Raw genomic sequence first — 24,310 nt, 5'->3', positions numbered from 1 at the left:
TAGACAATTCTGCCCTCCATTTCGAACGAAAAATTGGTGTTTTTTTTAGATTAGTTATATTTCATCGCCTCATAGCTCAAGGATTTCCTTATAAAAGCTATCTGACCAATGACATAAGACTCTCTATCTATTAAAAAAAGTATATAATATAATAGCGTCTGGTTAAACATTGGAGGGGTTTTAAAACTTGGTTTCTTAAAAAGTGTATCTTCAGATAGGGCTTCTAATTTTTCTTTCAATACAGGAGAAATGGTGTTCCAATTTTTTAATAATTTTTCTAAGTTGGGATATTCCAGATCTTCTTGAAAACTTTTATGGTTTTCATAAAACTCAGCATATGTATTCTCAATAGCGACCCCTAAATTTTTAGCTAAATCATATCGCGTTGAGGCTAAATTACCTGCCAACCAGAGTATGTGGTTGGTTTTTCCATATATTCTAACTTTGGCATCTTCATCTTTTATACCATCAATGGCATTTTTAAACAACATGTTATGAAGTTCGTACTGTTCTATTAACCTATCTATTGATTTATGATTTTCCATATTGAATGTTTTAATTTTATAAGAGGTACAATTCTTTAATAAAGAATTTCTTGAAACCAACTATCCTCGGCAGAGCCATAGAGGTATTTCGCTAGTTTCATTTTGACCTAAAAAGGTCAAAAACCAAAATTCTGTATTTAGATTCCCGTTTTCACGGGAATGACAATTTCAACGGAAACCCTGCCTTTGCCGGCAGGCAGGCCCGAGGCAGAGCCTCGAGGAATTCTTTTCGATTAAAAAGATTCAGCTTTACCAGTCTCAACAAAACTTTTTAAACTTATCATGATAAACTTATCCCAGGTGGACGCACATACATCGTAACAGTTCATATTGGGTGTAAGTCCAATTTGTAAAAAACGCACTTTAGTCGTGTCTCCCTGCTCTTCAATACTCCAATGCAACTGGTTTCCAATCCATTCGGCATTAAAATCTGGTACACCTCCAATACATACCCATGTAAGTTTTGAATGTGGGGTGTACGTCATTATTTTAAAAGTCCAACAAGCTTCTCCAAAAACTATGGTAAAAACATCTCCTACTTTAGATACAGGGGTATCGGTTTCTCCCCACCATAAATTTATTTTTTCAGACAAAGCAGAAAAAACATCTACTGCGCTTGCTCTCATTGTAATTTCTGTAGTATAATTTCTTTCTTCTTTTTGATTTTTCATTGTTCTATGACTTTATCATTTAATTGATTCTTACTTATTACGAATTGGATAGACATAACCAGCCATGTACATGACATTTACTCAAGTATATGACCACCAGAGTGATTCAGTATTGTTCCAGTCATATAACTCGCAAAATCTGATGCTGCTAAAACAACAACATTTGCTGTTTCTTTAATAGATGGGAGTCTTTTTAATGCTGTTTTATTTTGCTCAATAAAAGCTTGCATTTCGTCTCTACTCATACCCATATTTGCTCCCATGGTGGTAAACGTATAATCTATTGTAGGGGATTCTGGCATGGCTTCAGATCGTATACCTACAACTCTAATACCTTCTGCTCCCCATTCATTAGCTAAACTTTTTAGCAATCCTTCTGTAGCAGCATGCGACGCTGTTAATGCAGAACTCCATGGCGAACCCACTTTTGCCAGTGTAGATGTTATAAAAATAATGACACCGTTTTTTTGTTTAGACATTATTGGATAGGCAGCCTTGGCTGTTACAAACTGTGAAGCAGTAGTCGTTTTTAAAGGAATCATGAATTGTTCTAAAGAAACATCTGTTACAGGTTTGCCATGATTAAAATCCTCTGGGTTTGAAGTACTCAAATTAATAACAATATCAACAGGTACATTTTCTTTCTCAAACCAACTAAAATATTGTTTTACCTCGTCTTCATTTAAAGTATCCAGCTTTCGTATTTCTCCAAAATCGCACTGTTCTATCCCCTCTACATTAATATCTGACAAGAATATTTTAGCACCATTCTCTTTTAATGCTTCGGCAACTTTCATTCCTGTGGCTCCTTTAGCTCCAAAAACAAGAGCATTTTTATTTTCTAATAACTGATTTTTCATTTTAGCTTTATTAATTGTTATTTCTTTTGATATTCTGGAGAAAATAGGATCCAACCCTCAGTTGTTCTTTCATGAAGTTTTTTGTAATCGCTATAGTCTGGGGAATTATAAAATGCTTTTGCATGGTCTTCAGAATCGAATTCCATGACTATAATGACTTCTAAAGGAGTTCCTTTTAATGTTTCCGATTTTGGAGTGGCTACGATAAACTTCCCATAAAACTTCTCCAATATTTTATTTATCACTTTTACTGGAGGTATATAGTCTTCCTTATTTATAATCTCATAACTTTCAATAATGTATCCTTTTCTCATTAAACAATGTTTTATTAGTATCTTTGACCAGTTGTAAAAAACAACTATACAAATATATAAAACCAATTTTAAAATACAACTAGTTTTAAAATAAAACTATAAAAATGAAAGAATCTAAATCAGAATGCCCTGTAAATCAAGCCCTGGAAGTTTTTGGAGATAAATGGACCTTATTAATTATAAGGGATATTATGTTTGAGGGTAAGCGTTATTTCAATGAAATGCGTGAATCGGATGAGAAGATTGCTAGTAATATCTTAACCGATCGGTTGAATAAATTAGAAGAATTGAAAGTTATTATTAAGAGCAAAGATCTTCATCACAAACAGAAAAACGTGTACACTCTTACAAAAATGGGTATTGATTTAATGCCAATAATGATTGAAATTGCCCATTGGAGTGTTAAGCATAGGCAAGTAAACGATAAAGATAAAATGCATGTCAAAGAATTAGTTGACGGTGGGAAACCTTTACAAGAAAAAATAAGCTCTACACTTCTAAAAGAGTTCAAAAAAATTTCTAAAAAGTAACATGTTATTTTTATAGTTTACTAGACCTTGGGGAACAATGCCGTATCAAAATAGAATGACTGCCTTGCAATTTTTCCTTTTTTAATTTTAAAAACCTCACAGGTAGGGATTGACACTTGTGGCTTTAAAATTTTTAAAATTGCCACATGTGTTACGGCATCTTTAGCAACTATCATGTCTTGAGTTTCTACCGCAAACTCCATTTCAAAAGCTTTTAATTCTTCAAAATAAGCATCTGGTGTATTTGTTGAAAACATTGGCCCGTGATACTCATGATTATCTGCCATAAACTTTTTTGCTTGATTGAAATCTCCAGCATTTATCGCTTTAAAAAAACCTTCCACTACTTCTAATGAATTTCTCATAATTCTTTTAGTTATATTTGTTACTTGCAAAAAACAAGCTATGCAAATATAAATATTAACTTGCAAAAAACAAGTGATTAGTGAAAAAAAATGTAAAAAGATCCGAATGCCCTATAAGTAGGGCTTTAGACATACTAGGAGATAAATGGACATTGCTAATAGTAAGGGATATTGTGTTTCGGGGATTTCGTTTTTACAATGAATTTCTAGAAGGCGGAGAAGGTATTGCAACTAATATTTTATCAGACAGGTTAAAAATATTAGAGTCTAATGGTTTTTTAGTGAGTAAAAAATATGAACTGCAAAAAACCAGAAAAGTTTATACTCTTACCGAAAACGGGATTGGACTGATTCCTATTTTATTAGAGATGCTCATTTGGGGATTTAATTTTGATGATTCTTTAATTATTCCAAATCAAAAAGCCGAGATGATGAATGAAATAATTAAAAGAGTTAAAACAGACAAAGACGAATTTCTTCGGGAAATAGTTGCTTCTGTAAAAAGCTTTGATGCTAAAAATTATTGCTAAATATAATTCGGTTAAATCAATGATGAAACAACAATATGAATCAGAATTTATAGGATTTAAAGATGAATTATCTTCCTTTATTTTCAGACTGCTTACTAATCGTCAGGACACAGAAGATATTGTACACGACACCTATATTAAAGGTCTAGATAATATTAAAAAATTTCAAGGAAAATCCTCGCTTAAAACATGGGTTTTTAGTATTGCTTTAAATTCAGCTAAAAATCAATTGAAAGGTAAAAAACGCTGGGTTGAAAATTCTCAAGATTACGGAGCAGCTTTACATTCGAAATCTCCTGAATTAATAGATAAAATGCGAATGATTTTTGAAACGACACCTGAACGGGATTATGAAATAAAAGAACACATTTCATATTGTTTTAATTGTATTAACAAGACCTTACTTTTAAAACAACAAGTATGCATATTATTAAAAGAGGTCTATCACTTTAAGGTTTCTGAAATTATCGAAATTACTGGCTTTACAGAAGGTATTGTAAAACATTCATTGGCTGATGCCCGAAAAAATATGATTCGTATTTTTGATAACCGATGTGCTTTCGTTAACAAAAAAGGAATCTGTCATCAATGTACTACTTTAAAAGGAGTTTTAAACCCGAAACAAGATGCCCATGTTAAAGCGCAAGAATTAAAATTAATAAAGGAAAAAGATCGTCAAAATTCTGACTATTTATTTGATTTAAGATTAGAATTAGTACAAGGAATAAACCCCTTACATGCAAAGAACTCTATATTGAATACTTATATGCTTGAAAATAATGAAAACTGGGTTGAGGAAGGTAAAAAGAAACATGTATTAGGGAAAAATACTGATGCCATTGTTTCAGATTGCAAAATTCGAGAATCATAAGGGCAATAAAGAATTTCCTGAACCTCAACCAGACAATTGAGATCCTAAAATCTTAAACTTAAAACCTAGCCCGTTTTTTTAGTTCCTTCCAAGTAATATATAAATCAATAAGGTTGCCACGCATAAGAATATAGACAGATGCTTGGTATATTTCCATTCATGCATATCCACGACATGTAAATCTTGTAAAGTAAAAGACTTGTCTGCTGGGTAAAAATAAGATACCGCGAACATGGTTGCTACATTCAATAAAAATTCTATACCCCAAATATGAACGAAGTGAATATCCAATTTTAAAATAAACGTAGATAAGATATAGAAGGCAAGCCCCACAAATAATGACACCTTTGCGCCCATGGCAGATATTCTTTTTAAGAAAAAACCAGCAATCATAATAGACCCTATAGGAATAAAAAAGATGCCATTTAATTGTTGTAATAACTGGAAGAGACCATCTGGCGCATTGGCTACCATAGGTGCTGCCATAATTGCAAAGACTGCTAAAATTGTAGAGACCGTTTTACCAATCCTTACCAGTTTTAGGTCACTAGTATTTTTTCCAAAATGCTGCTTATAGATATCAATACTAAAAATAGTCGCTGCACTGTTTAATACACTATTGAAAGTACTTAATACGGCACCCATAACTACAGCTGCGAAAATACCAACCAAGCTTAAAGGCAGTACTTTTTTAATAAGTTCTGGGTAAATCATATCTTGATTGTCATAAAGTGAATCACCATAATAATAGTACCCAATAACCCCTGGTAGAATAATTACGATAGGAATTAAAATTTTAAGAACTCCAGTAAATAATAATCCCTTTTGAGCTTCTATTAAATTTTTTGCTCCCAATGCCCTCTGTATAATAGTCTGGTTCATGGCCCAAAAATAAAGTTGGTTAATAATAAGCCCTGTAAAGAGAACCTCAAATGGCAACACAGAATCTTTGGCGCCCATGACATTAAATTTTTCGGGACTGTTCTCATAAACCTTAGCTATACCTGTTAAAAAATTTCCATCCCCAATACTTATTAAGGCAATTAAAGGAACTGCTAAACCTCCAATCAATAGACCATAACCGTTAATGGTATCTGAAATAGCAACAGCTTTTAAACCTCCCAAAATAGCATATAACGACCCTAAAGCACCTATAGCAACAACGGTTATCCAAAGCCCTTTTTCTTTAGTAACATCTAAGACTTCCGAAATATTAAAAATACTTTCCAGATTGATTGCTCCTGTATATAATACAACAGGTAAAAGTGTTACCACAAATGAAATAATTAAAAAGAAAGCGACTATGGTTCTGGTCGTTTTATCAAAGCGCTTTTCCAAAAACTCTGGAATAGTAGTCAATCCCATTTTTAAATACCTGGGCACAAAATAAATAGCCGCAGCCACAAGCGCTAATGCCGAAGTGACTTCCCATGATATAATGATGAATCCGTTTTTGTATGAAGACCCATTCATACCAATAAGATGTTCAGTTGAAATATTGGTCAATAACATAGATCCGGCTATCACCACACCTGTTAAACTTCTACCTCCAAGGAAATAGCCTTCTTCAGAACTTAGTTTTTCTTTTCTAAGTTTTAGCCATGAATAAATAGCAACGAAAGCCGTAAAGCCAATAAAAGTAAGGAAAGTTTGCATAATTTGTTATTTTAAATTTTGTCTTTATAATTTAATTTTAGGATATTCTAACCGCTCTATTTTCAAGTAAAGATTTTTTACAAGCTTCAGCCAATTCCAAAGCCTTTAAAGCATCGTATGCAGTAGCTGGAAATTCGCGTTTAGCAACTACACAATCTAGAAAAGCGCGAGCTTCCTGCTCATAAGCATCTGCATATCTTTCAAGAAAAAAATTCTGATAGACACTTGATTGCTTCCCTTGGGTCGTGTAAAAACTGTTGTGGTTCACCTTTTTATTATTTACTTGTAGCATTCCTAAAGTGCCGAGTATTTCTAAACGTTGGTCATACCCATATGGACTCTGTCTGCTATTATCTATTGTACATATTATTCCGTTTTTGAATTTTAAAGTGACCATGGCAGTATCTATATCAAGGCCATCAATCCCTTCTATATAATTAATACTTCCTGTTGCATATACTTCAACTACATCATCTTCTACAATAAAACGTGACATATCAAAATCATGAATGGTCATATCTTTAAATAGGCCTCCAGAGGTTTTTAGATATGCTAAAGTTGGTGGCGCAGGGTCTCTACTGGTAATCTTTACAATTGTAGGAACCCCTATTTTAGCTATATTTTTCTTAGCCTCGATAAATTCTGAATCAAACCTTTTATTAAAACCAATCATTAATCGTTTATCAATATCTGAAAAACTATTGAGAAGAGCGGTTATTTTATCAATTTCAATTTCTAATGGTTTTTCACAAAACACAAACTTTTTATGTTCAAGCGCTGCTGAAACTTGTTCATAATGCAATTTAGAAGGAGAACAGATCCATATAGCCTCTACTTCTTTATTAGCTATAAGCTTGTTATAATCAATATAGGAATAAGGGATCTTATTTTCTTCGGCTATTTGATTGCATTGTTTTTCATCAATATCAGAAACAGCTATCACTTTCAAACCATCTATTTTCTGTATTGCTTTAAGATGGGTTTTCCCAATTCTTCCCAATCCTATAATTCCTATTTTCATATACTTTTTGTTTTTGAATACTATTAATCAAGAGTTTTCCTAAAATTTTCTTGACCAATTTTTTGGCCACCTTTCGATAACCACTTTGGTTTGTGTAAAAAACTCTATAGCATGTCTACCTTGACCGTGTAAATCACCGAAAAAGGATTCTTTCCATCCTGAAAAAGGAAATTGCGCCACAGGAGCTGCAACGCCTATATTGATACCTATATTACCTGCCATTACTTCACTTCTAAACTTTCTAGCAGCTAAACCATCACGAGTAAAAATACAGGCCATATTGCCATAAAGTCCTTTATTAATAAAATCAATGGTATCGTCTAACTGTTTAAAGTTGGCTAAACTCATTACTGGACCAAAAATCTCGGTGCTAATAAGTTCACCATCTAACGGAAGTCCTTCTATAATACTTGGCGCAATGAAATTACCTTTTTCAAAACCTGAAACTTTCGGGTTTCTTCCATCTACCAAAAGATTTCCTCCTTCTTGAATACCTTTTTCTATGAGTCTTTCAACGCGAACTTTACTGTCTGAATTAATTACTGGCCCCATCTCGGTACTTTTATCCATCCCATAGCCAACGGTTCTTGTTTTTGCGGCTTCTACCAAGGCTTCTTGGAATATACCTTTATCATCACCAACAGGTATAATAATTGAAGCTGCTAAACAACGTTGTCCTGCACAACCGTAAACAGAATCGGTAATAATTTTAGTGGTCATCTCTATATCTGCATCGGGCATAATAACAACTGGGTTTTTAGCCCCTCCTTGCGCTTGTACGCGTTTGCCATATTTTGTGCCTTCTGAATAAATATATCGCGCGACTGCTGTAGAACCAACAAAACTTATGGTTTTTACCTTGGGGTGTTGCAATAGGGCATCTACGGATTCTTTACCACCATGTACCATATTTAATAAACCTTTTGGAAGATCGATATGTTTATCGATAAGTTCGAAGACGTATTGCATGGTCATCGGTACTTTTTCCGACGTTTTTAATATAAAGGCATTACCTGTAGCAATGGCATAGGGTAAAAACCAAAAAGGAATCATTCCTGGGAAATTAAAAGGCGTAATACAGGCAGAAACTCCTAAGGGTTGTCGAATCATAAATTCATCAATACCAGTTGCGACATTCTCCGAAAATTCCGATTGACTCAGAACATGAGTACCGCATGCCACTTCAACATTTTCAATAGCTCTTTGTATTTCTCCCATAGATTCGCCAAACGTCTTACCACACTCATTAGTTATGAGCGTTGCTATCCCTTCTTTATGATTTTCTAAAAGAGTCTTCAACTTAAACAGCGGTTGGATACGTTGCATCGTCGGCACATCTTTCCATTCTAAATAAGCTTCGTGTGCAAGTTCTATGGCATTGTTCACATCTATAGCTGCTCCAGAACCAAAAGGCACTTTAGCAATAACTTCTTGTGTTGCTGGATTGTGCACATCTAAAGATTCTTTGCTTTTACTAGAAACCCATGCACCATTTATATAATTAGGTAATACTTTCATAAAAAGGTGTTTTTAGTATTTATTAGGTTTTATATATTGTTTTTGGATTTTCCTTTCTTCTTCATATTTTTTTCTTGCCTTACGAACATCTTCAAATTCGGATACCTCAGGAATAGGAACTTCCCACCAAGAATGCCCATATCCTGCTAATTTTCTATCACGAATGGTTTCTACATAAATAACTGTAGTTCTTGTATTTTTCTTTGCTTTTGCTAAGGCCTCTTTATATTCTTGCATGCCTTTTGGTTTATAAACAATAGCTCCTAGACTCTCCGCATTTTTAGCTAAATCAACAGGGAGGTAATCGCCATCTAATTGCCCTGTTTCTTCGTCTCTGTATTTAAAATGTGTACCAAAACCATTGCCTCCTACTTCATTAGAAAGTCCGCCAATACTAGCATAACCGTTATTGTTAATGAGTATCATCGTAATTTTATACCCTTCTTGTATGGTTGTAATTAAATCGGATGGTAGCATTAAATAGGTAGCATCCCCACAGATTACATATACTTCTCGAGAAGGGTCTGCCATTTTTACCCCTAAGCCACCGGGTATTTCATACCCCATACAGGAATTACCGTATTCTAAGTGAAATCCTTTTGAGTTTTTGGTACGCCACAATTTGTGTAAATCACCAGGAGCGCTACCAGCAGCACATAATACGACATCGTTATCTTTCATAAAATTATTCAAGGCTCCCAAATATTCAGATTGTACAGGATGTGCTTCATCTACTGGCGCATAAGCCTTATCGACTATGGTGTCCCATTCTTGATTATATGTTTTGGCTCTTCGAACATATGCTTCGCCTGTGTGGTAATCTCTGAGTCCTTCTTCTAATTTCTTCAAGGTTTCTCTAGCATCTCCTTGTAACGGTATGGCGCTATGTTTAAAAGCATCTATTTCGGCAACATTGATGTTAATAAAAGTAACATCTGGGTTTTGCCATGCAGATTTGGAAGCCGACATAAAATCGCCATAACGTGTTCCTATACCAATAACCACATCTGCTTCTGCAGCAATTTCGTTAGCACCTTTGGTACCTGTGGCACCAGCTGCTCCTAAATTTAATGGATGTTGAAAGTGTAATGACCCTTTCCCTGCATAGGTTTCGGCAACTGGTATTCCTGTTTTTTCGATAAAGGTTTTTAATACGTCTTCGGCTTCAGAATACAGCACGCCACCACCAGCAATAATCATTGGTTTTTTGGCTTTCTTTATAGTCTCTATGGCTTGCTCTATTAAATACACATCTGGAGTTGCTCTTGGAATATACCAGATTCGTTTTTCAAATAATTCCTCAGGAAAATCATAGGCTTCTGCCTGTACATCATGTGGCAAGGCTATGGTCACTGCTCCTGTATCTGCTGGTGAGGTTAATACCCGCATAGCATCTAATAAAGAAGATGTTAATTGCTCTGGACGATTGATTCTATCCCAATATTTAGAAATAGGTTTAAAGCAATCGTTCGCAGACATATCTTGTGTAAAACTATATTCTGGCTGCTGTAAAAGAGGTAAGGCAGTTCTTGTTGAAAAAAAGTCTCCTGGTAAAAGTAACACTGGAATTCTATTAATTGTAGCTGTTGCAGCAGCCGTAATCATATTTGTTGCACCAGGGCCTATAGACGTTGTACAAACAAAGGTTTGTAAACGGTTTTTCATCTTGGCGTATGCTGCTGCGGTATGCACCATGGCTTGTTCGTTCCGTGTTTGATAATATCTAAAATCGGGATGTTGTTTTAAAGCTTCTCCCATTCCTACTACATTTCCATGTCCAAAAATTCCAAAGCAACCTGCAAAAAATGGCGTTTCTACTCCGTCTCTTTTTACGTATTGCTTTTTTAAGAATTCAACTGTTGCCTGCGCTACTGTCAATCGTCTTGTCATAACTTAATTTTTTAAATACTTATTCTTTTTTTGAAGGATGTTGTGGCTAAATATGCCATTCGGTTCGATTCCAAAGCATCTTTTATTGTAATATCTGGTTGCCGATTATTGACTACACAGTCAACAAACGCTTTCATTTCTTCAACGTAGGCATCTTTGAAACGGTCTAGAAACATTAAATGCTCTTCCACCACTTTTCCTGTGCCATCTATAACTTCTACTAAGTTTTTTGATGGTGAAGATCCGATACGATAAATGGCCTTGGTGCCAATAATTTCTGTTTCCATAAGATACCCATGAGGGGCTGTTCTTCCACAGTAATATAACCCCATAGCGCCGTTTTTGAACTGTGCATGACAGGTTGCATTGTCAAGGTCATTATATTTTTCAAATTCTTTGAATAGGTAGTTAGATCCCATAGCAGAAACGCTATCATCAATCCAATCGCTGCCTACTAACCAACGGGACAAATCAAAATCATGCACAAAGAAGTCATAAAATATCCCTTCGCTTTCACTTAAAAAATCGATGGTTTGTTTTGATATTTTTTTGCTATCAACGGCATAGCCCCTAAACAATATAGGCTTACCTAATTTACCTGCTTCTATTTCTTTTTTTACAAAGGCATAGGATGGGTCGTAACGTTTCATATATCCAATCATGCAAATTTTATCTGCATGATACTTCTCTATTTGCTCAACAACTTTTTTAGATGCTTCATAGTTCTCTGCGATCGGTTTATCACAAAATACTGCCAGTCCTGCTTCTAAGGCTTTTAGTATTTGTTCTGGATGAAACCGCGTATATGTTGTAATGCAAATGGCATCCAATTCTTTATTCTCCAGCATTTCATCAAAACTATCATACGCATAAGGCACTTCTAGTTCTTGTTGTAAGGCTTGAGCAGAAGAAAGGGTACGTGAACAGACAGCAAACAAATTGGCTTGTGGAATCTGATAGGCTATATTTCTAGCATGGGTGGCGCCTAAGCGTCCAATCCCTACGGCTCCAATTTTAATTTTATCCATTTAAAACCCTCCTTTATTTTCTATAAATTGTATAATTTCTTCATAGTAAGGTGCAAAATTGCAGCACCCCTGTTTGGTTACCATCCAAGCACCGCATGCATTTGCCAAACGACATGATTTATAGGTATCCCATCCGTTGAGGTATCCATATAAAAAGCCTGCAGCAAACGAATCACCAGCCCCAAGAATATTAACGGGATCTACCTTAAAACCTGGTACTTTTTCTACAGTACCGTCTTTATGATAGGCAACCACACCTTCGGCTCCTGTTTTTACTAAGAGTAAGTCTACACCAAATTTCATCACTTTGGCAATAGCTTCATTTACATTACCGCTAATAGTGGGGTCTGTAATGGCGCTTTCTTTTATTGAGACTTGGTTAGAGTCTTCTAAAAAAACAGATAATAATTCTTCTTCTGTACCTATAACTATATTACATTGTGTTAGATATTGTCGCAATACAATGCCATGTGTTCGAATATCTTTCCAAGAAATAGCTCTAAAATCGATATCTAAAATCACAGGAATAGCAGCTTCTTTTGCTTTTTCTGTAGCATATAAAGCGGCGCTTCTTGCAGGTTCTACGGCAAGTGCCGTACCACTCATAAGAAAAGATCTGTATCTTGAAAAATTTATTTTTTCGGTATGATCTATGGTGATTTTTTCATCAGGAGCATTATCTCTATAAAAAATTAAAGGAAAACGGTCTGGTGGTATGATACCACAAATTACCGCTGTACTCGTTGTATTATTTATAGTTTGCACATGTGTTATATCTACACCTTCATTCTTTAAAGTATTGATTATAAATCCACCTGTTGGGTCTGGACCTACGGCAGAAAACAATCCTGTTTTTAAGCCTAATCGTTGTGACCCAACGGCGATATTGGTAGGTGAACCGCCAATTGAGGTCGTTAATTCTTTTATATCGTTGAACTCTGCTCCAATATTTTTAGAATATAAATCGATAGATACTCTACCAAATGTTAATACGTCAAAATTCATTTTTTTTCTATTTAGTTTCTTCCTTCTGCATTTGAAGCTTCTACGCTATCTAATATTTTTGGATAGGGATAATCAAAGCCCAATAATTGTTTTAGCATTGGTGAAGCATTTTCAATAATATTTTTTTTAACTCCTTGTTTTTGATCTTCTAAAGGTTTTACAAACTTTGGCAAATACTGTATCAAAATGGCGCTACGCATTTGATCTTTCGTTTTATTTGGCATTGAACTATGCCATGTAAGCCCATAAAAAATAGCAATATCTCCTGCATTACCAGTCATTCGTTCTGACTCCTTATAGTAAAGTTTGGCATCTTTTTCATTTGGATATCTGCATAATTTCTGTGAATAAGGAAGTACTCCTGTAGCACCATTCTCTTTTGTAAAATCATCTAATAATATGGTTACCTGACAGTTTAAAGGAAATGAAGCATTGATATTCTGAGGAAATGTTTTTTTCTTGTACATATCCCAATAAGGATAGTCTACATGGGGTTCTTGCCCAGGTCCACCGGGGAGAATACAATTTGCTGCTATAGAACCTAAACAGAATTCACTCCCAAGAAAATCGCCTACAATCTCCATGATCTTAGGGTGTTGTACCATTTTTATAAAAATATCTCCTTTATTTAAAAGATTCCATACTCTTTTTTGCAAGTGCATAGTATCTTTATTAGCACCTTGAAAATGGGTTACTTTTTGTTTTTCTTGAGCGATACAGTCTTGAATACGATTATTTGCCTCTTTTATTTCTGCTTTTGAAAAAATTCCAGGCAACACTATATAGCCTTTGCCATAGAGGAGTTCGTCGGAATAAGTTCGTATAATACTCATATAATTATCAAGCTATTATTATGATCCTTTTTGATTTATTTCGCTTGCAAAACCAAATCATCAACATTAATTAATCGTTTTTCTTTAAAAGATAAGGTTAACGCGTTTGCTACTAAAGTTGCTTTGGTAGCGTTTTGCATGGTTAATGCGGGTTGTTTTCCTTCTAAAACGCAGTCTACAAAATCTTGAATTTGCACTAAAAAGGCGCCTTTAAAACGTTCGAAAAAAGTCTCTAAGCACTCATAACGAACACCATGTACATCTGCTATTTCCAGCATATTTTTTCGCGGTGGATCCCCCACTTTTAAATTACCTTCGGTTGCCATTATCTCTGTAAACGTATTGTGACCAAAAGGAGACACTCTAGAGGCTGCGATTACAGCTGTTGTTCCATTTTCTAATTCACACATAGCAAAAACGTTGTCGGCATCTCCTGCTTCACCAAATTCCTTAAATCGATAGGCACCACCCAACGACCATACTTTTTTAATATCGCTACCTAAAAACCAATGTGCAAGGTCTATATCATGAACACTAAAATCATGAAACATACCGCCACTAGCTGTACAATATTCTATTTGAAAAGGCGCAAAAACATCTTTATCTACAGTTTGTGAGCGTACAAAGAATGGACTGCCCACCAAACCTTCATCTAATTTTGTTTTTGCATCTGCATAACTCGGATCATACCTACGCACAAAACCTAACATTGTAATTTGGTCTGGGTATTTTTCTACCACTTTCTCAACCTTATAACAGTCTTCAATATTAATGGCCAAAGGTTTTTCACAAAACACATGAAAACCTGCCTCAACAGCCATAATTATTTGATCTGCATGTTGATCTGTAGAAGTAATAATCGCTACAGCATCTATTTCTTTATTGGTTAACATGTCCTCGTAAGAACTATACAAATTCTTAACGCCACAAGTATCTCTTGCAAAATCTAATTCTTCCTGAACTAAACTACAAGCTGCAATAAGGTTTGCGTTATGTACTAAGTATGCTATGTTATTAGCATATTCTTTACCAAGTCTTCCTAGGCCTACTATGCCTATATTTAATTTTATCATTTGTTATATCTATTTAAAATGGCTTATCATATCTTTTATTCCCGGAATTGTTTCTAATTGATAGGCGTGATCGGGATGGAAATATTGTATTAATGAACGATGGGTTTCTCCAACAATAATTGTGAAATAATACATTTCGTAACCAGGTGCAGCTACTGATGGGTGATACCCTTTATCTATCATGATATTACTTTGATCTTTTACATGATAAACAGGTCCGTAACTATCGTCTTCTGGGTACATAAATTGTGCGCCAAAACCATGTGGCGGATTAAATCGAAACTGATATACTTCTTCAAATCTTGTTTCGACAGGGTGACGGTCTTCATCGTGTTTATGTGGCGGAAAACCAGACCAGCCACCAGCACCTACCGTAAAAAGTTCGCTTACCAATAAGCGACCTGCTCTACCATTGGCATTCTGACCTAGAATATGAAAGATTTTACGATGTGTTTTGGTGTCATCACTTCCGTACTGTACTTTATCCACTTCATCTTGATCTACATAAAATGGAGGATATTTTGTTTCTATTTTTCCTCCTGCTACATAGATTTCAGCTCCATTTTCAGAAACTGCAGTAAATTTTACTTCTGCTCCTTTACCAGCATAAACACCTTCTGGTTTGCCTTCCCATAGCGATTTTCTTTTCCCTACGCTATTAAATGCTTCGCTATCTACAGTGACATCAATGGTGCCTTGTACAACAGACATCACACTTTCATGATTTTCTAATTGATAGCTATGTGATTCTCCTTTATTTAGCTTCACATGATTAAAATAAACTAAGGGAACAGATGTGTTATCTACATCTACTATAGGTTTATTTTTATTATCATATGGTTCTATATGATGATTTATCATACTTTAAAATTTTAATTGATTCGTTAAAAACTCGTATCCTTTTTTAGAATATTCATATGGATTAGCAACAGAAGGGTCTTGTTCGGCTTCTACTACAAGCCAACCTTCGTAATTGCTTTTATGTACTATATCTGCCAAGGCATGCATATCTAAATCTCCATCACCTGGTACTGTATATATACCTAATTTAACAGCTTTTAAAAAGCTGAGGTCATCTTTACGAACGCGCTCTCTTACACTATGCCTAACATCTTTAAAGTGAATATGAGACGTCCTGGAAATATATTTTTGTAGCATTGCTACTGGATCTTCACCAGCAAAATAAAAATGGCCACAATCATAATTTAGTGTCACGTATTTATCGTCCGTTTCATTAAGCAATCTATCTGCTTCACTTTGGGTTTCAACCATTGTTGCCATATGATGATGGTACGCTAATTTTATTCCATATTCTTCTAATGAAATACGCCCTAATTCATTCAAGCCTGATGTTAGTTTTTTCCAGTCTTCTTTACTGGCTTCTTTTCTATAAGAAAGTGGCGTGTGATATTGTCCGTGTAATGTATTTCCACATTCTGCACCTCCAACTACTTTTGCATTGAAGTAATTAAGAAAATCGATATGATTGATAAAATTTTCTTTTACTTCTTGAAATGGTTTTGTTGAGAACTCATAGCTAAACCATTGATTGCAAATTGTAATCCCACGAATATCTAACATGTGTTTTAACAATTGTTTGTCGTGCACGGGATATTTTGTGCCAACTTCACAACCCGCGTAACCTGCTAAAGCCATTTCGCTTATGCATTGTTCGAAAGTGATTTCACCACCTAGTTCGGGCATGTCATCATTGGTCCACCCTATAGGAGCTATTCCAAGTTTTATCATTTTAATTTTATTATGTTTATTTATATAAATGTGCCTTTCCGGCATTACCTAGCAATTCGAATTTTTTAGCGAGAAGCACTTCTAGCTCCTCCATATATTGTTTTCCAGGGATTAAATGATCCCATTCACCGTTATGATCGCGAAAGTATTCCCGAAAAATTCGGGTCCATAGCAATCGTAAATCTGTAGCAATGTTGAGTTTACAGACACCATGCGTGATTGCTTTTTTTATTTCTGCTTCTGTTATACCTTTTGCATTGTCTTGAAGCCCACCTCCTGCTGCATTAATCCGGGAAACTTCGTTCTGATCAATGGTGGATGCTCCATGCAATACAATTGGAAAGTTTGGAACTCTTCGCTGAATGTCTTCCAGTAAATCAAAACGCAAACCTCTACCGCCTGAAAACTTATAGACTCCGTGACTTGTTCCTACGGCCACTGCTAAGCAATCGCAATGGGTTTGTTTAACAAAATATTCTACCTCTGCTGGATCTGTATATAATGCATTTTCATCATTAATATCAATATCATCCTCTTTCCCGCTTAGCACCCCTAATTCTGCTTCAACAGAAATATCTTTTGAATGTGCTAATGAGACAATTGCTTTTGTACGTTCAATGTTTTTCTCTAATGTATCGTGTGAAGCATCAATCATTACCGAGGTATATTCATTGCTATTTATGGCGTCGTAAATATGCGCTTCATAACCATGATCTACATGTACTGCATAAACAACATCAGGATAGAGTTGTGCTGCGGCATTGATATAACTTAATAACATAAGAGGATGCGCATATTCTCGTGCTGCTGGCGTGGTTTGCACGATAATAGGCGCTTCCATTTTCTGTGCCGTCGCAAATAAACCATGTACTTGCTCTGGGTTTGAGATGTTTATTGCAGGAATACAAAAGCTGCCGTAAGCCTTTTCAAATAATTTGTTTGCATTAACTTTCATTTGCAATATGTGCGTTTAAATACTTAATTAATTTACGTGTTCGAACACGATATTATAGATTTTAAATATTTTTCCGAAGAAAAAGAACCAATACATGCCATCAATGTGCCTGCTAGTGTCGCTTCTTTATTAGAATTCATATTTCAACCCAAATTGCATTCTAAATTGATCACCGCCAGTATTATATTTACCTGCAATCGGGTTTACCGAATAGACACCATCAGATTCATTAAATAAGTTGGTATTACTAACAACGTCAAATGATCCATCTTTATAGTCGAATAAGTTTAGTACATTGAAAATGTCCATTCTCAGGCTTATTTTATGCTTTTCGGCAAAAGTGAAGCTTTTAATCAAACTCATATTTGTAGTATATGCCCATGGTTGAATGCCTCCGTTAAAGTCTGCAAATTCACCTCTGTTTTTGTTTATGTATTCTCTAAACTCTGGACTTGTAGACGCTAATAATAAATTAAACCCTTCGTAAGGATTATACGATGTGTTTGTATTAGGGTCAATTAATTCCGTGTTTTCAACCTCTGCCTCAGTAGGAATATATGCTAGATTTAAACCACCTATAACATTTCCATTAGCGTTAGGGGTTGTTGTTGCGGTAAACCTACCAAATTGACCTGCCACCAATGAGCCACTTAATGTAAACCCATGTATTTCTGGAGTTACAAAGCTAAAGACTAATTTATTTGGAATAGAGTTTCCATCGTGCCAATTTTGAGCTTCTGTAGGGTAACTATTATAAGCATAACTTATTGGTTTACCATCTTCTATGCCGCCGCCAGCATTATAATAAGAGAATCCTTTTGATGCTGATTTTGTATATGATACACTTACATTACCACCTTTTGGTAACCTTGCATAGGCTTCGAGTGAAGCTGCAAAAAATGTAGCTTTCCAATCTGAATTCTGAAATACATGTATATTTCCGAAATTAGGAGACGCCCCATTTGTATATGCAACCCTGCCATCTAAAGGGTTAGTACCATTTTCTTGAAGGTTTATGTTGTTGTAATAAGGTACGTTTTTAGTATTGTTATAGTACAAACTACCTCCTAAGCGAAACCAATTATTAAAAAAACGATGGTAACTTAGATTAGCCTTAAATGTTACTGGCATGTCAAAATCTGGATCTAATATCACCACGTCGGGGGCAATATCATCAAAGTCTACTCCTGTTGCTGCTGCATATTCCTCAGCCGTTATCTGGCTATCTAAATCGCTAAAACCTCCGTTGTTAACAAAATTCTGATGAATAGTTGCTAATGCGGTTGGATCGGTCGTACTAACCGTAGTGAAACGTGAACCACTGTTCGCTAAAGTAGAAGTATAAGGTTGTGTTGTGAACTGAGATGCAAAGAAACCCATCCCAAATTTAAAAATTTCTTTTCCTTCACCTTTTTTATCCCATGTAATACTAACTCGAGGTTGAATATTATTAAAATCTCTCAATTCACTATTATTCACAATGTTTTCACCTCTAAAAACGATGCTATTTAAATTTGGATTGGTAGGGTCTATTTCTGGATTAAAAATAGTTCCATCCCAACGAATTCCTACTTTTAGCTCTAGGTCATCTGTTAAATTATATTCTCCTTGTGCAAACAATGCTAATTCAGAAGCTGTGTATTTTAATCGACCATCATCATTTGGATCATTAGCAAACTTTTTGTTAAAGAAAAAAGGTGTTCCGTTTTGTAAATCTTCAAGCGTATCATACCTAAAGCTGGATGCTATATTATGAGGTATGTTTTCATCAGACATTGTAATTAAAATGTCTGTTCCAAATGTATAGGTATCATTTCCTATTTGTTTAGTAAGCACATCAATAAATTGAAAGCTATCAAAATAGACTTCTTCAGGAACCCAGGTCGCTAAACCAGATCCTACTCTAAATTGAGGGCCATTATTTATTGATCCAACAGAAATTCTAGGGGTACGCGTTACACCAGGAGCTAATTCGTTTACTCTTTCTCCTCTTGAATAAGACACTCTTAGATCATTTGAACCTGATTTATGGCGCGATTTCAAACTAGCAATAACCTTTTTATCTTTAGTTAGAAATGGATATCCTCTAGAAAATAAGGTTACATTATCAAAACCATCAGATCCCGCTTGAAAGCCTTCTGTATAGTCTAAATCGTTATATCGTAATGATAAATTATTATTATCATTGATATTCCAATCCATTCTCAAAAATATATTCTTTGTAACTTTTTCTTCACCTAGTTCTCCTATTTGAGTGGATAAATCATTATTTTCTAAGACTCCTAAATTTACAAGTTCGTCTACATAATTCTGAACATCACTTTCAACAAAAGGGTAGGTTTGCCCTGAATTAAAATTAATAAACCCTGCAGAATTACTACCTGCCCCCACTGGACTTTCTTGTGTAAATTGATCGTAAACAGCAATAAAGTTAAGTTTATCTTTAATAATTGGTCCAGATACTCTAGCTCCGAATTGATTATTATTAAAATCGACCAATTTAGAACTGCCATCAAAATTTTTATCTCCACTTAAACTACCACCAGAACCATAGTACCATACGGCACCACTCCAGTCGTTTGAACCACTTTTTGTAACCGCTTTAATTGAACCACCAGAACCTCTAGGTCCAGATACATCATATTCGTTAGTTACAATTTCAAATTCTCGTATAGCCTCTAATGATATTGAAAATGCAGGACCATCAACTGTTCCTCCAAAAACATTACGTCTATTATTCACACCGTCCAGGGTTATTCCTGTACTACCGCCATTGGATCCTGCTACGCTAATTCCACCAAAGGAACTCCCTTCATTAAGTCCTATATTAGGAGTTGATAATGGAGATAGATTTGCTAAATCTTCGTAGTTTCTGGTTGTAGTTGGAATTTTTTCCAGTGTTTTACCAACTACAGAAAGAGCAGCTCCTAATCGGTCGCTATTCTGAAAACGAGACGCATCGGCAACAATCACCAATTCATCTAAAGCTTCTCCTGAAGTCAAATTAAAAGGTAACTTTAACTTATCACCTAAATTAAGCTGGTATCCTTTTTTTGTAATGGTTTGATAACCAATATAACTAACAGTAATAGTATAGGGACCACCTAGTTGAAGGTCACGTATTACAAAATTACCATCAAAATCTGTTATAGCTCCAGCCTTAAAGCCTGTTGAGCTATTCACTGCTATAATGTTTGCTCCTGTAATAGGTTCATTGTCCTGAATATCTTTTACGGTTCCTGAGATTTCTGCTTCGTTTTGAGCGAAGGCAGTAGCGCTGCTTCCTAGTAATAATGCGATAAAAGCCAATTTCCTTATTGACGTTTTTATCAAGATTAGTTTGTTTTTCATGTCTAGTGTTTGAATAGTGTTCGAACACGAATATAATATTTATTTTCAATATACCAAAAAAATGTTGACAAAATATTAACAAATAGATAAAAACAGGTGCTTTTTAATGAAAAAATCGTAAATTCGAAAAGTCAAATAGTGTTCGATAACGTTTTTGTTTAAAAACTTATAAAGCCTAATTGTTCTAAATTTTATTTTATTTAGTAAATTGTAAAAAAAAAAGATTTGAAAACTATTAAGGATATTGCCAAACTAGCCAATATTTCTGCAGGAACGGTAGATAGAGTCCTTCATAACAGAGGTGGGGTTTCTGAAAAAACAAAGAAATTAGTTAATCAGATTATTAAAGATTCGGGATTTGAGCCTAACCTGATTGGTAGAAATCTGAAACTTAATAAGGAATATAATCTGGTAGTCCTTATTCCCTTTTCTAATGAGGATAGCCCTTTTTGGATATTCCCAAAACAGGGAATAGAAAAAGCAATTAAAGAAGTGTCCCATTTTGGAGCTAAAGTGGATGTGCACTATTTCGATCAATATAATCCTGAATCCTTTGAAAAAGAGCTTATTGCTGTATTATCACTTAAAGGTGTTGACGGATTTATAATTTCTCCACATTTTGTAAAAGAATCGATCAAACATAAAAACCTTTTCAAAAAACTAAAAGTCCCTTACATTTTTGTTAATACTGATTTAGATGGGTTTAACTACGCCTCTTTTGTAGGTCAAGATTCGTTTAAAAGCGGTTATTTATCTGCTAAGCTCTTCGATATTTCACAAACAAAAGAATCTACTATACTAATAATAACGGCGCTTCAAGAAATAGAAAATTACCATATATTAGATAGTAGAATTAAAGGTTTTAGAAAGTACTTTGAGGAAAAACCTTCTTCTCTCCTGAAAATTGAAACTTTAGAGATTCCTAAGTTTGGAGAAAACATTACTAAGGACTTGACTAAAAAGCTCATTACGAATAATGATATAAAAGGCATATTTGTTCCATCTATAAAAATCAATATTGTTGCAGAATATTTAGATGAATTTGAAATAGAAATGGATACTGTTGTTGGTTATGACTTAACTATTGATAATCTAAAATATTTAAAATCTGGAGTGATTACTTTTCTCATTGGCCAAGAGCCTTTTAACCAAGGCTACAATAGTGTAAAATTAATGTTTGATCATTTAGCACATAACACCGATTTAAAAAGTAAATACATATCTCCGATACATGTTATTGTAAAGGAAAATTCGGAATACCACATTTAACAGTTTGATATTTTGGAATAAATTCCATGATTTATAGATGTATAGATGTTATACAGTTCTTCGTAAAAAGCCTAATAAAAAAGCTTGTATCCTCTCGTAATTCGCATTACTAAAGATCGTCGCTCGACGTATCAATATAATATATCGGTCATTATATTGAACTTGAGGATTGGAATGAAAAAAATATTCGTGTAAAAAAGTCAAATTACAATTCAAACAATCTAAATAGTTTATTTTCTCAAAAACTTTCCGAAGCAAACAAAGCACTTATAACTTTACAATCTAAAAACAAGGATGCCCCGCAAACCAAATTAAGAAAGAGATATATTTCTCTTGCAGCAATGCTATTTCCTTCGAAATAGATTAAGAGCATCTAAATGATTTGGAGCCATCGAATAAACTAAATCGTCTATCCTGCGATAAAGCCTGGATAGGTTTTATTTTAAAGTACCATAAGATCAATGTCATTAAGCCACGTTTACCTTTGGAAATAAAAAAATATATAACTTAGTGCAAGTACTTGGAGGTAAGCCGTTATTAACATGGAGTTTGTAAAAACCCGTCATTAAGCATGGCAGCCAAATGTCTTGAGAAAATTATTGGAGATGGTTTGTTTGTCTTAAACCAATCCCGCATGTGAGAATTAACAGCAACAAACATTTGGTCGAGTACATTTTAACTAAATTATATTTAAGATGGCAAAAAAGAGGAAAAAAGCACCAATCAAAATGATAAAAATGCCAGTTGTAAATCCCCATGCAGCAGGGGTAGATATTGGTAGTCGTAGCCATTATGTATGTGTATCGCAAGACAATGTAAAAGAATTTACGAGTTTTACAACAGACCTTCACGAGATCGCAAAGCATTTGACATTTCATGGAATCAAAACAGTAGCCTTAGAATCCACAGGATTTTATTGGCAACAATTATTCACATTACTTCAAAGTTATGGATTTGAAATAATCTTAGTAAATGCCAGACATGTCAAAAACGTAAAAGGACATAAAACGGATGTTGTGGATAGTAAATGGTTACAGTTGTTACACAGTATTGGACTTTTATCCAACAGTTTTCAGCCAGATATTTTCACAAAAGAACTACGCCAATATGTTCGCCATCGTAAATCCCTGATAGAAACGAGTAGTAGGTATATATCAAAAATGAATAAATCATTGGTGTTGATGAACATTCAGTTAAAAACAGTCCTTCGAGACCTTACAGGGGAGTCTGGTTTAAAAGTGATAAGAGCCATTTTAGAAGGAGAAAGGAACTCAGTTCGGTTAGCCAAAAACGTGGGTAAAAATGTCAAAGCATCAAGAAAAGATATTGAAAAAGCGTTAGAAGGGAATTGGCGTGAAGAACATTTATTTGAATTGGAACAAAATTATTCCCTACATCAATTTACATGGACAAAGATCAAGGAAACCGATAATCAAATTGAAACCCTTTTAAAAAAGAAAGGAGATGGAGGTAAAGAATCCAAAATTAAACCTTATGTAAAACGTAAAGCACGGCAAAAAAACGATCCTAATTTTGATGTTGCCAGGTATGCCCATCAAATGACAAATGGGATAGATCTTACCCTAATTGACGGTGTTGGAGTCGGGACTCTAATGGCACTCATGTCAGAAACGGGATTTGATTTAAAATCAGATTTCCATAGCGCAAAGCACTTCAGTTCATGGTTGGGTTTTGCCCCCAACAGAAAGATTACTGGCGGAAAAACAATATCTTCAAATACACCAAAAGTAAAAAATCCTTTATCAAAAGCAATACGAGATGCAGCAAATGCAGCTGGTAATAGCAAAGGAAAATTAGGAGACTTTTTTAGAAGGATAGCTTATAGGAAAGGACGAATTGTTGCCGTAATTGCAACGGCTCGGAAAATTGCCGTGATTATTTACAAGATGTTGGAAAATCAGAAAGACTTTTGTTATGAATATTCAAAGAAAGAAAGCGAACGGTTTAAACAAATTCAAATTAACAAAACTATTAAATCTATAAAAAAACTAGGAATAAGCAAACAGGATTTGGCTGTTGCTTTAAATTAAAAGATTAACTCATATTTTGCTGCTTAATTTTAATTCCTAAAAGAATTAATAGGAATATTTGTGCCTTTTTTTAAGATACGTTATATGTGAGTTAAGGTTTTTCCATCTCAACCGTCTGGTTGAGCGCTGTCGCAACCTCTTTATTTGTTAGAATGATGAGTTCTCGATTACACTCGAACAGACATAAATCACCTTTATTTAATGATATTGGGATCTATATAATAA

General features: G+C 34.6%; 23 protein-coding genes. 6 read left to right on the top strand and 17 right to left on the bottom strand.

The genetic code is table 11. The annotated features are described in order from the left end of the window. Window positions 1–50: 50 nt before the first annotated feature. The 4 genes from Q4Q40_RS03130 to Q4Q40_RS03115 all read right to left on the bottom strand — a co-directional run bounded on the left by Q4Q40_RS03130 (window position 51) and on the right by Q4Q40_RS03115 (window position 2,390). Window positions 51–545 carry a hypothetical protein gene (locus Q4Q40_RS03130; RefSeq protein WP_303300232.1) on the bottom strand — a complete coding sequence of 165 codons (495 nt, stop codon included), beginning with the start codon at window positions 543–545 and terminating at the stop codon, window positions 51–53. A 233-nt stretch (window positions 546–778) separates the two neighbouring features. After that, complete coding sequence (locus tag Q4Q40_RS03125) at window positions 779–1,216, bottom strand: SRPBCC family protein (protein ID WP_303300231.1); 438 nt, start codon at window positions 1,214–1,216, stop codon at window positions 779–781. A gap of 77 nt (window positions 1,217–1,293) precedes the next feature. Further along, window positions 1,294–2,076, bottom strand: a complete 783-nt coding sequence (locus Q4Q40_RS03120) for an SDR family NAD(P)-dependent oxidoreductase (protein WP_303300230.1) — start codon at window positions 2,074–2,076, stop codon at window positions 1,294–1,296. A 17-nt stretch (window positions 2,077–2,093) separates the two neighbouring features. Beyond that, entirely contained in the window at window positions 2,094–2,390 is a 297-nt protein-coding gene (locus Q4Q40_RS03115) for a DUF1330 domain-containing protein (RefSeq protein ID WP_303300229.1), read from the bottom strand. Between the two features lie 104 nt (window positions 2,391–2,494). Between Q4Q40_RS03115 and Q4Q40_RS03110 the strand changes: the two genes are divergently transcribed. Continuing rightward, window positions 2,495–2,920 carry a winged helix-turn-helix transcriptional regulator gene (locus Q4Q40_RS03110; RefSeq protein ID WP_303300228.1) on the top strand — a complete coding sequence of 142 codons (426 nt, stop codon included), beginning with the start codon at window positions 2,495–2,497 and terminating at the stop codon, window positions 2,918–2,920. 20 nt (window positions 2,921–2,940) lie between these two features. Here Q4Q40_RS03110 and Q4Q40_RS03105 read toward each other — a convergent pair whose 3' ends face one another. Further along, window positions 2,941–3,285 carry a nuclear transport factor 2 family protein gene (locus tag Q4Q40_RS03105; protein WP_303300227.1) on the bottom strand — a complete coding sequence of 115 codons (345 nt, stop codon included), beginning with the start codon at window positions 3,283–3,285 and terminating at the stop codon, window positions 2,941–2,943. Between the two features lie 80 nt (window positions 3,286–3,365). On the opposite strand from Q4Q40_RS03105, the gene Q4Q40_RS03100 reads away from it, so the two are divergent. Both Q4Q40_RS03100 and Q4Q40_RS03095 read left to right on the top strand, forming a co-directional pair. After that, window positions 3,366–3,815: a winged helix-turn-helix transcriptional regulator gene (locus Q4Q40_RS03100; protein WP_303300226.1), complete on the top strand. Its 450-nt coding sequence runs from the start codon at window positions 3,366–3,368 to the stop codon at window positions 3,813–3,815. After that, entirely contained in the window at window positions 3,796–4,686 is an 891-nt protein-coding gene (locus Q4Q40_RS03095; RefSeq protein WP_303300224.1) for an RNA polymerase sigma factor, read from the top strand. Before Q4Q40_RS03100 ends, Q4Q40_RS03095 begins: the two co-directional genes overlap by 20 nt. A gap of 78 nt (window positions 4,687–4,764) precedes the next feature. Here the strand turns inward: Q4Q40_RS03095 and Q4Q40_RS03090 are convergent, their stop codons facing one another. The 12 genes from Q4Q40_RS03090 to Q4Q40_RS03035 all read right to left on the bottom strand — a co-directional run bounded on the left by Q4Q40_RS03090 (window position 4,765) and on the right by Q4Q40_RS03035 (window position 20,765). Continuing rightward, window positions 4,765–6,342 carry a solute:sodium symporter family transporter gene (locus tag Q4Q40_RS03090; protein WP_303300223.1) on the bottom strand — a complete coding sequence of 526 codons (1,578 nt, stop codon included), beginning with the start codon at window positions 6,340–6,342 and terminating at the stop codon, window positions 4,765–4,767. 37 nt (window positions 6,343–6,379) lie between these two features. Continuing rightward, complete coding sequence (gene iolG / locus Q4Q40_RS03085) at window positions 6,380–7,363, bottom strand: inositol 2-dehydrogenase (RefSeq protein ID WP_303300222.1); 984 nt, start codon at window positions 7,361–7,363, stop codon at window positions 6,380–6,382. A 39-nt stretch (window positions 7,364–7,402) separates the two neighbouring features. Then, a complete protein-coding gene (locus Q4Q40_RS03080; RefSeq protein WP_303300221.1) occupies window positions 7,403–8,881 on the bottom strand; it encodes a CoA-acylating methylmalonate-semialdehyde dehydrogenase in 1,479 nt (492 codons plus the stop codon). Between the two features lie 12 nt (window positions 8,882–8,893). After that, on the bottom strand, window positions 8,894–10,771 hold the full coding sequence (gene iolD / locus Q4Q40_RS03075) for a 3D-(3,5/4)-trihydroxycyclohexane-1,2-dione acylhydrolase (decyclizing) (RefSeq protein ID WP_303276570.1): 1,878 nt from the start codon (window positions 10,769–10,771) through the stop codon (window positions 8,894–8,896). Between the two features lie 11 nt (window positions 10,772–10,782). Continuing rightward, window positions 10,783–11,799: a Gfo/Idh/MocA family oxidoreductase gene (locus tag Q4Q40_RS03070; RefSeq protein WP_303300220.1), complete on the bottom strand. Its 1,017-nt coding sequence runs from the start codon at window positions 11,797–11,799 to the stop codon at window positions 10,783–10,785. After that, window positions 11,800–12,804: a 5-dehydro-2-deoxygluconokinase gene (gene iolC / locus Q4Q40_RS03065; protein WP_303300219.1), complete on the bottom strand. Its 1,005-nt coding sequence runs from the start codon at window positions 12,802–12,804 to the stop codon at window positions 11,800–11,802. An 11-nt stretch (window positions 12,805–12,815) separates the two neighbouring features. Continuing rightward, window positions 12,816–13,637 (bottom strand): phytanoyl-CoA dioxygenase family protein, encoded by an 822-nt coding sequence (locus Q4Q40_RS03060; RefSeq protein WP_303300218.1) that lies wholly within the window; start codon window positions 13,635–13,637, stop codon window positions 12,816–12,818. Window positions 13,638–13,672: 35 nt separating this feature from the next. Further along, window positions 13,673–14,710, bottom strand: a complete 1,038-nt coding sequence (locus tag Q4Q40_RS03055; RefSeq protein ID WP_303276574.1) for a Gfo/Idh/MocA family oxidoreductase — start codon at window positions 14,708–14,710, stop codon at window positions 13,673–13,675. Between the two features lie 9 nt (window positions 14,711–14,719). Further along, complete coding sequence (locus tag Q4Q40_RS03050; protein WP_303300217.1) at window positions 14,720–15,571, bottom strand: 5-deoxy-glucuronate isomerase; 852 nt, start codon at window positions 15,569–15,571, stop codon at window positions 14,720–14,722. 3 nt (window positions 15,572–15,574) lie between these two features. Next, window positions 15,575–16,459 carry a myo-inosose-2 dehydratase gene (iolE, locus tag Q4Q40_RS03045; protein ID WP_303300216.1) on the bottom strand — a complete coding sequence of 295 codons (885 nt, stop codon included), beginning with the start codon at window positions 16,457–16,459 and terminating at the stop codon, window positions 15,575–15,577. 16 nt (window positions 16,460–16,475) lie between these two features. Then, on the bottom strand, window positions 16,476–17,414 hold the full coding sequence (locus Q4Q40_RS03040; RefSeq protein WP_303300215.1) for a class II fructose-bisphosphate aldolase: 939 nt from the start codon (window positions 17,412–17,414) through the stop codon (window positions 16,476–16,478). A gap of 129 nt (window positions 17,415–17,543) precedes the next feature. Then, window positions 17,544–20,765 (bottom strand): TonB-dependent receptor, encoded by a 3,222-nt coding sequence (locus Q4Q40_RS03035; RefSeq protein WP_303300214.1) that lies wholly within the window; start codon window positions 20,763–20,765, stop codon window positions 17,544–17,546. Between the two features lie 225 nt (window positions 20,766–20,990). Between Q4Q40_RS03035 and Q4Q40_RS03030 the strand changes: the two genes are divergently transcribed. From Q4Q40_RS03030 to Q4Q40_RS03020, 3 genes are all read left to right on the top strand, one after another. After that, a complete protein-coding gene (locus Q4Q40_RS03030; protein ID WP_303300213.1) occupies window positions 20,991–22,034 on the top strand; it encodes a LacI family DNA-binding transcriptional regulator in 1,044 nt (347 codons plus the stop codon). Window positions 22,035–22,177: 143 nt separating this feature from the next. Continuing rightward, window positions 22,178–22,396 carry a hypothetical protein gene (locus tag Q4Q40_RS03025; protein ID WP_345027284.1) on the top strand — a complete coding sequence of 73 codons (219 nt, stop codon included), beginning with the start codon at window positions 22,178–22,180 and terminating at the stop codon, window positions 22,394–22,396. Between the two features lie 333 nt (window positions 22,397–22,729). Beyond that, window positions 22,730–24,085: an IS110 family RNA-guided transposase gene (locus Q4Q40_RS03020; protein WP_303300212.1), complete on the top strand. Its 1,356-nt coding sequence runs from the start codon at window positions 22,730–22,732 to the stop codon at window positions 24,083–24,085. The last annotated feature ends 225 nt before the right edge of the window (window positions 24,086–24,310 follow it).

This window comes from Flavivirga jejuensis (genome assembly GCF_030540765.1).
GTDB classification, from domain to species: domain Bacteria; phylum Bacteroidota; class Bacteroidia; order Flavobacteriales; family Flavobacteriaceae; genus Flavivirga; species Flavivirga jejuensis.
Note: the sequence above shows the minus strand (reverse complement) of the source record. Positions and strands in the feature narration are given on the sequence as shown.

What these genes read in the sequence shown, in the direction of transcription:
- Q4Q40_RS03130 (WP_303300232.1), bottom strand. Translation starts at nt 545, where the DNA reads ATGGAAAATCATAAATCAATAGATAGGTTAATAGAACAGTACGAACTT.
- Q4Q40_RS03125 (WP_303300231.1), bottom strand. Translation starts at nt 1,216, where the DNA reads ATGAAAAATCAAAAAGAAGAAAGAAATTATACTACAGAAATTACAATG.
- Q4Q40_RS03120 (WP_303300230.1), bottom strand. Translation starts at nt 2,076, where the DNA reads ATGAAAAATCAGTTATTAGAAAATAAAAATGCTCTTGTTTTTGGAGCT.
- Q4Q40_RS03115 (WP_303300229.1), bottom strand. Translation starts at nt 2,390, where the DNA reads ATGAGAAAAGGATACATTATTGAAAGTTATGAGATTATAAATAAGGAA.
- Q4Q40_RS03110 (WP_303300228.1), top strand. Translation starts at nt 2,495, where the DNA reads ATGAAAGAATCTAAATCAGAATGCCCTGTAAATCAAGCCCTGGAAGTT.
- Q4Q40_RS03105 (WP_303300227.1), bottom strand. Translation starts at nt 3,285, where the DNA reads ATGAGAAATTCATTAGAAGTAGTGGAAGGTTTTTTTAAAGCGATAAAT.
- Q4Q40_RS03095 (WP_303300224.1), top strand. Translation starts at nt 3,796, where the DNA reads ATGCTAAAAATTATTGCTAAATATAATTCGGTTAAATCAATGATGAAA.
- Q4Q40_RS03090 (WP_303300223.1), bottom strand. Translation starts at nt 6,342, where the DNA reads ATGCAAACTTTCCTTACTTTTATTGGCTTTACGGCTTTCGTTGCTATT.
- iolG (WP_303300222.1), bottom strand. Translation starts at nt 7,363, where the DNA reads ATGAAAATAGGAATTATAGGATTGGGAAGAATTGGGAAAACCCATCTT.
- Q4Q40_RS03080 (WP_303300221.1), bottom strand. Translation starts at nt 8,881, where the DNA reads ATGAAAGTATTACCTAATTATATAAATGGTGCATGGGTTTCTAGTAAA.
- iolD (WP_303276570.1), bottom strand. Translation starts at nt 10,771, where the DNA reads ATGACAAGACGATTGACAGTAGCGCAGGCAACAGTTGAATTCTTAAAA.
- Q4Q40_RS03070 (WP_303300220.1), bottom strand. Translation starts at nt 11,799, where the DNA reads ATGGATAAAATTAAAATTGGAGCCGTAGGGATTGGACGCTTAGGCGCC.
- iolC (WP_303300219.1), bottom strand. Translation starts at nt 12,804, where the DNA reads ATGAATTTTGACGTATTAACATTTGGTAGAGTATCTATCGATTTATAT.
- Q4Q40_RS03060 (WP_303300218.1), bottom strand. Translation starts at nt 13,637, where the DNA reads ATGAGTATTATACGAACTTATTCCGACGAACTCCTCTATGGCAAAGGC.
- Q4Q40_RS03055 (WP_303276574.1), bottom strand. Translation starts at nt 14,710, where the DNA reads ATGATAAAATTAAATATAGGCATAGTAGGCCTAGGAAGACTTGGTAAA.
- Q4Q40_RS03050 (WP_303300217.1), bottom strand. Translation starts at nt 15,571, where the DNA reads ATGATAAATCATCATATAGAACCATATGATAATAAAAATAAACCTATA.
- iolE (WP_303300216.1), bottom strand. Translation starts at nt 16,459, where the DNA reads ATGATAAAACTTGGAATAGCTCCTATAGGGTGGACCAATGATGACATG.
- Q4Q40_RS03040 (WP_303300215.1), bottom strand. Translation starts at nt 17,414, where the DNA reads ATGAAAGTTAATGCAAACAAATTATTTGAAAAGGCTTACGGCAGCTTT.
- Q4Q40_RS03035 (WP_303300214.1), bottom strand. Translation starts at nt 20,765, where the DNA reads ATGAAAAACAAACTAATCTTGATAAAAACGTCAATAAGGAAATTGGCT.
- Q4Q40_RS03020 (WP_303300212.1), top strand. Translation starts at nt 22,730, where the DNA reads ATGGCAAAAAAGAGGAAAAAAGCACCAATCAAAATGATAAAAATGCCA.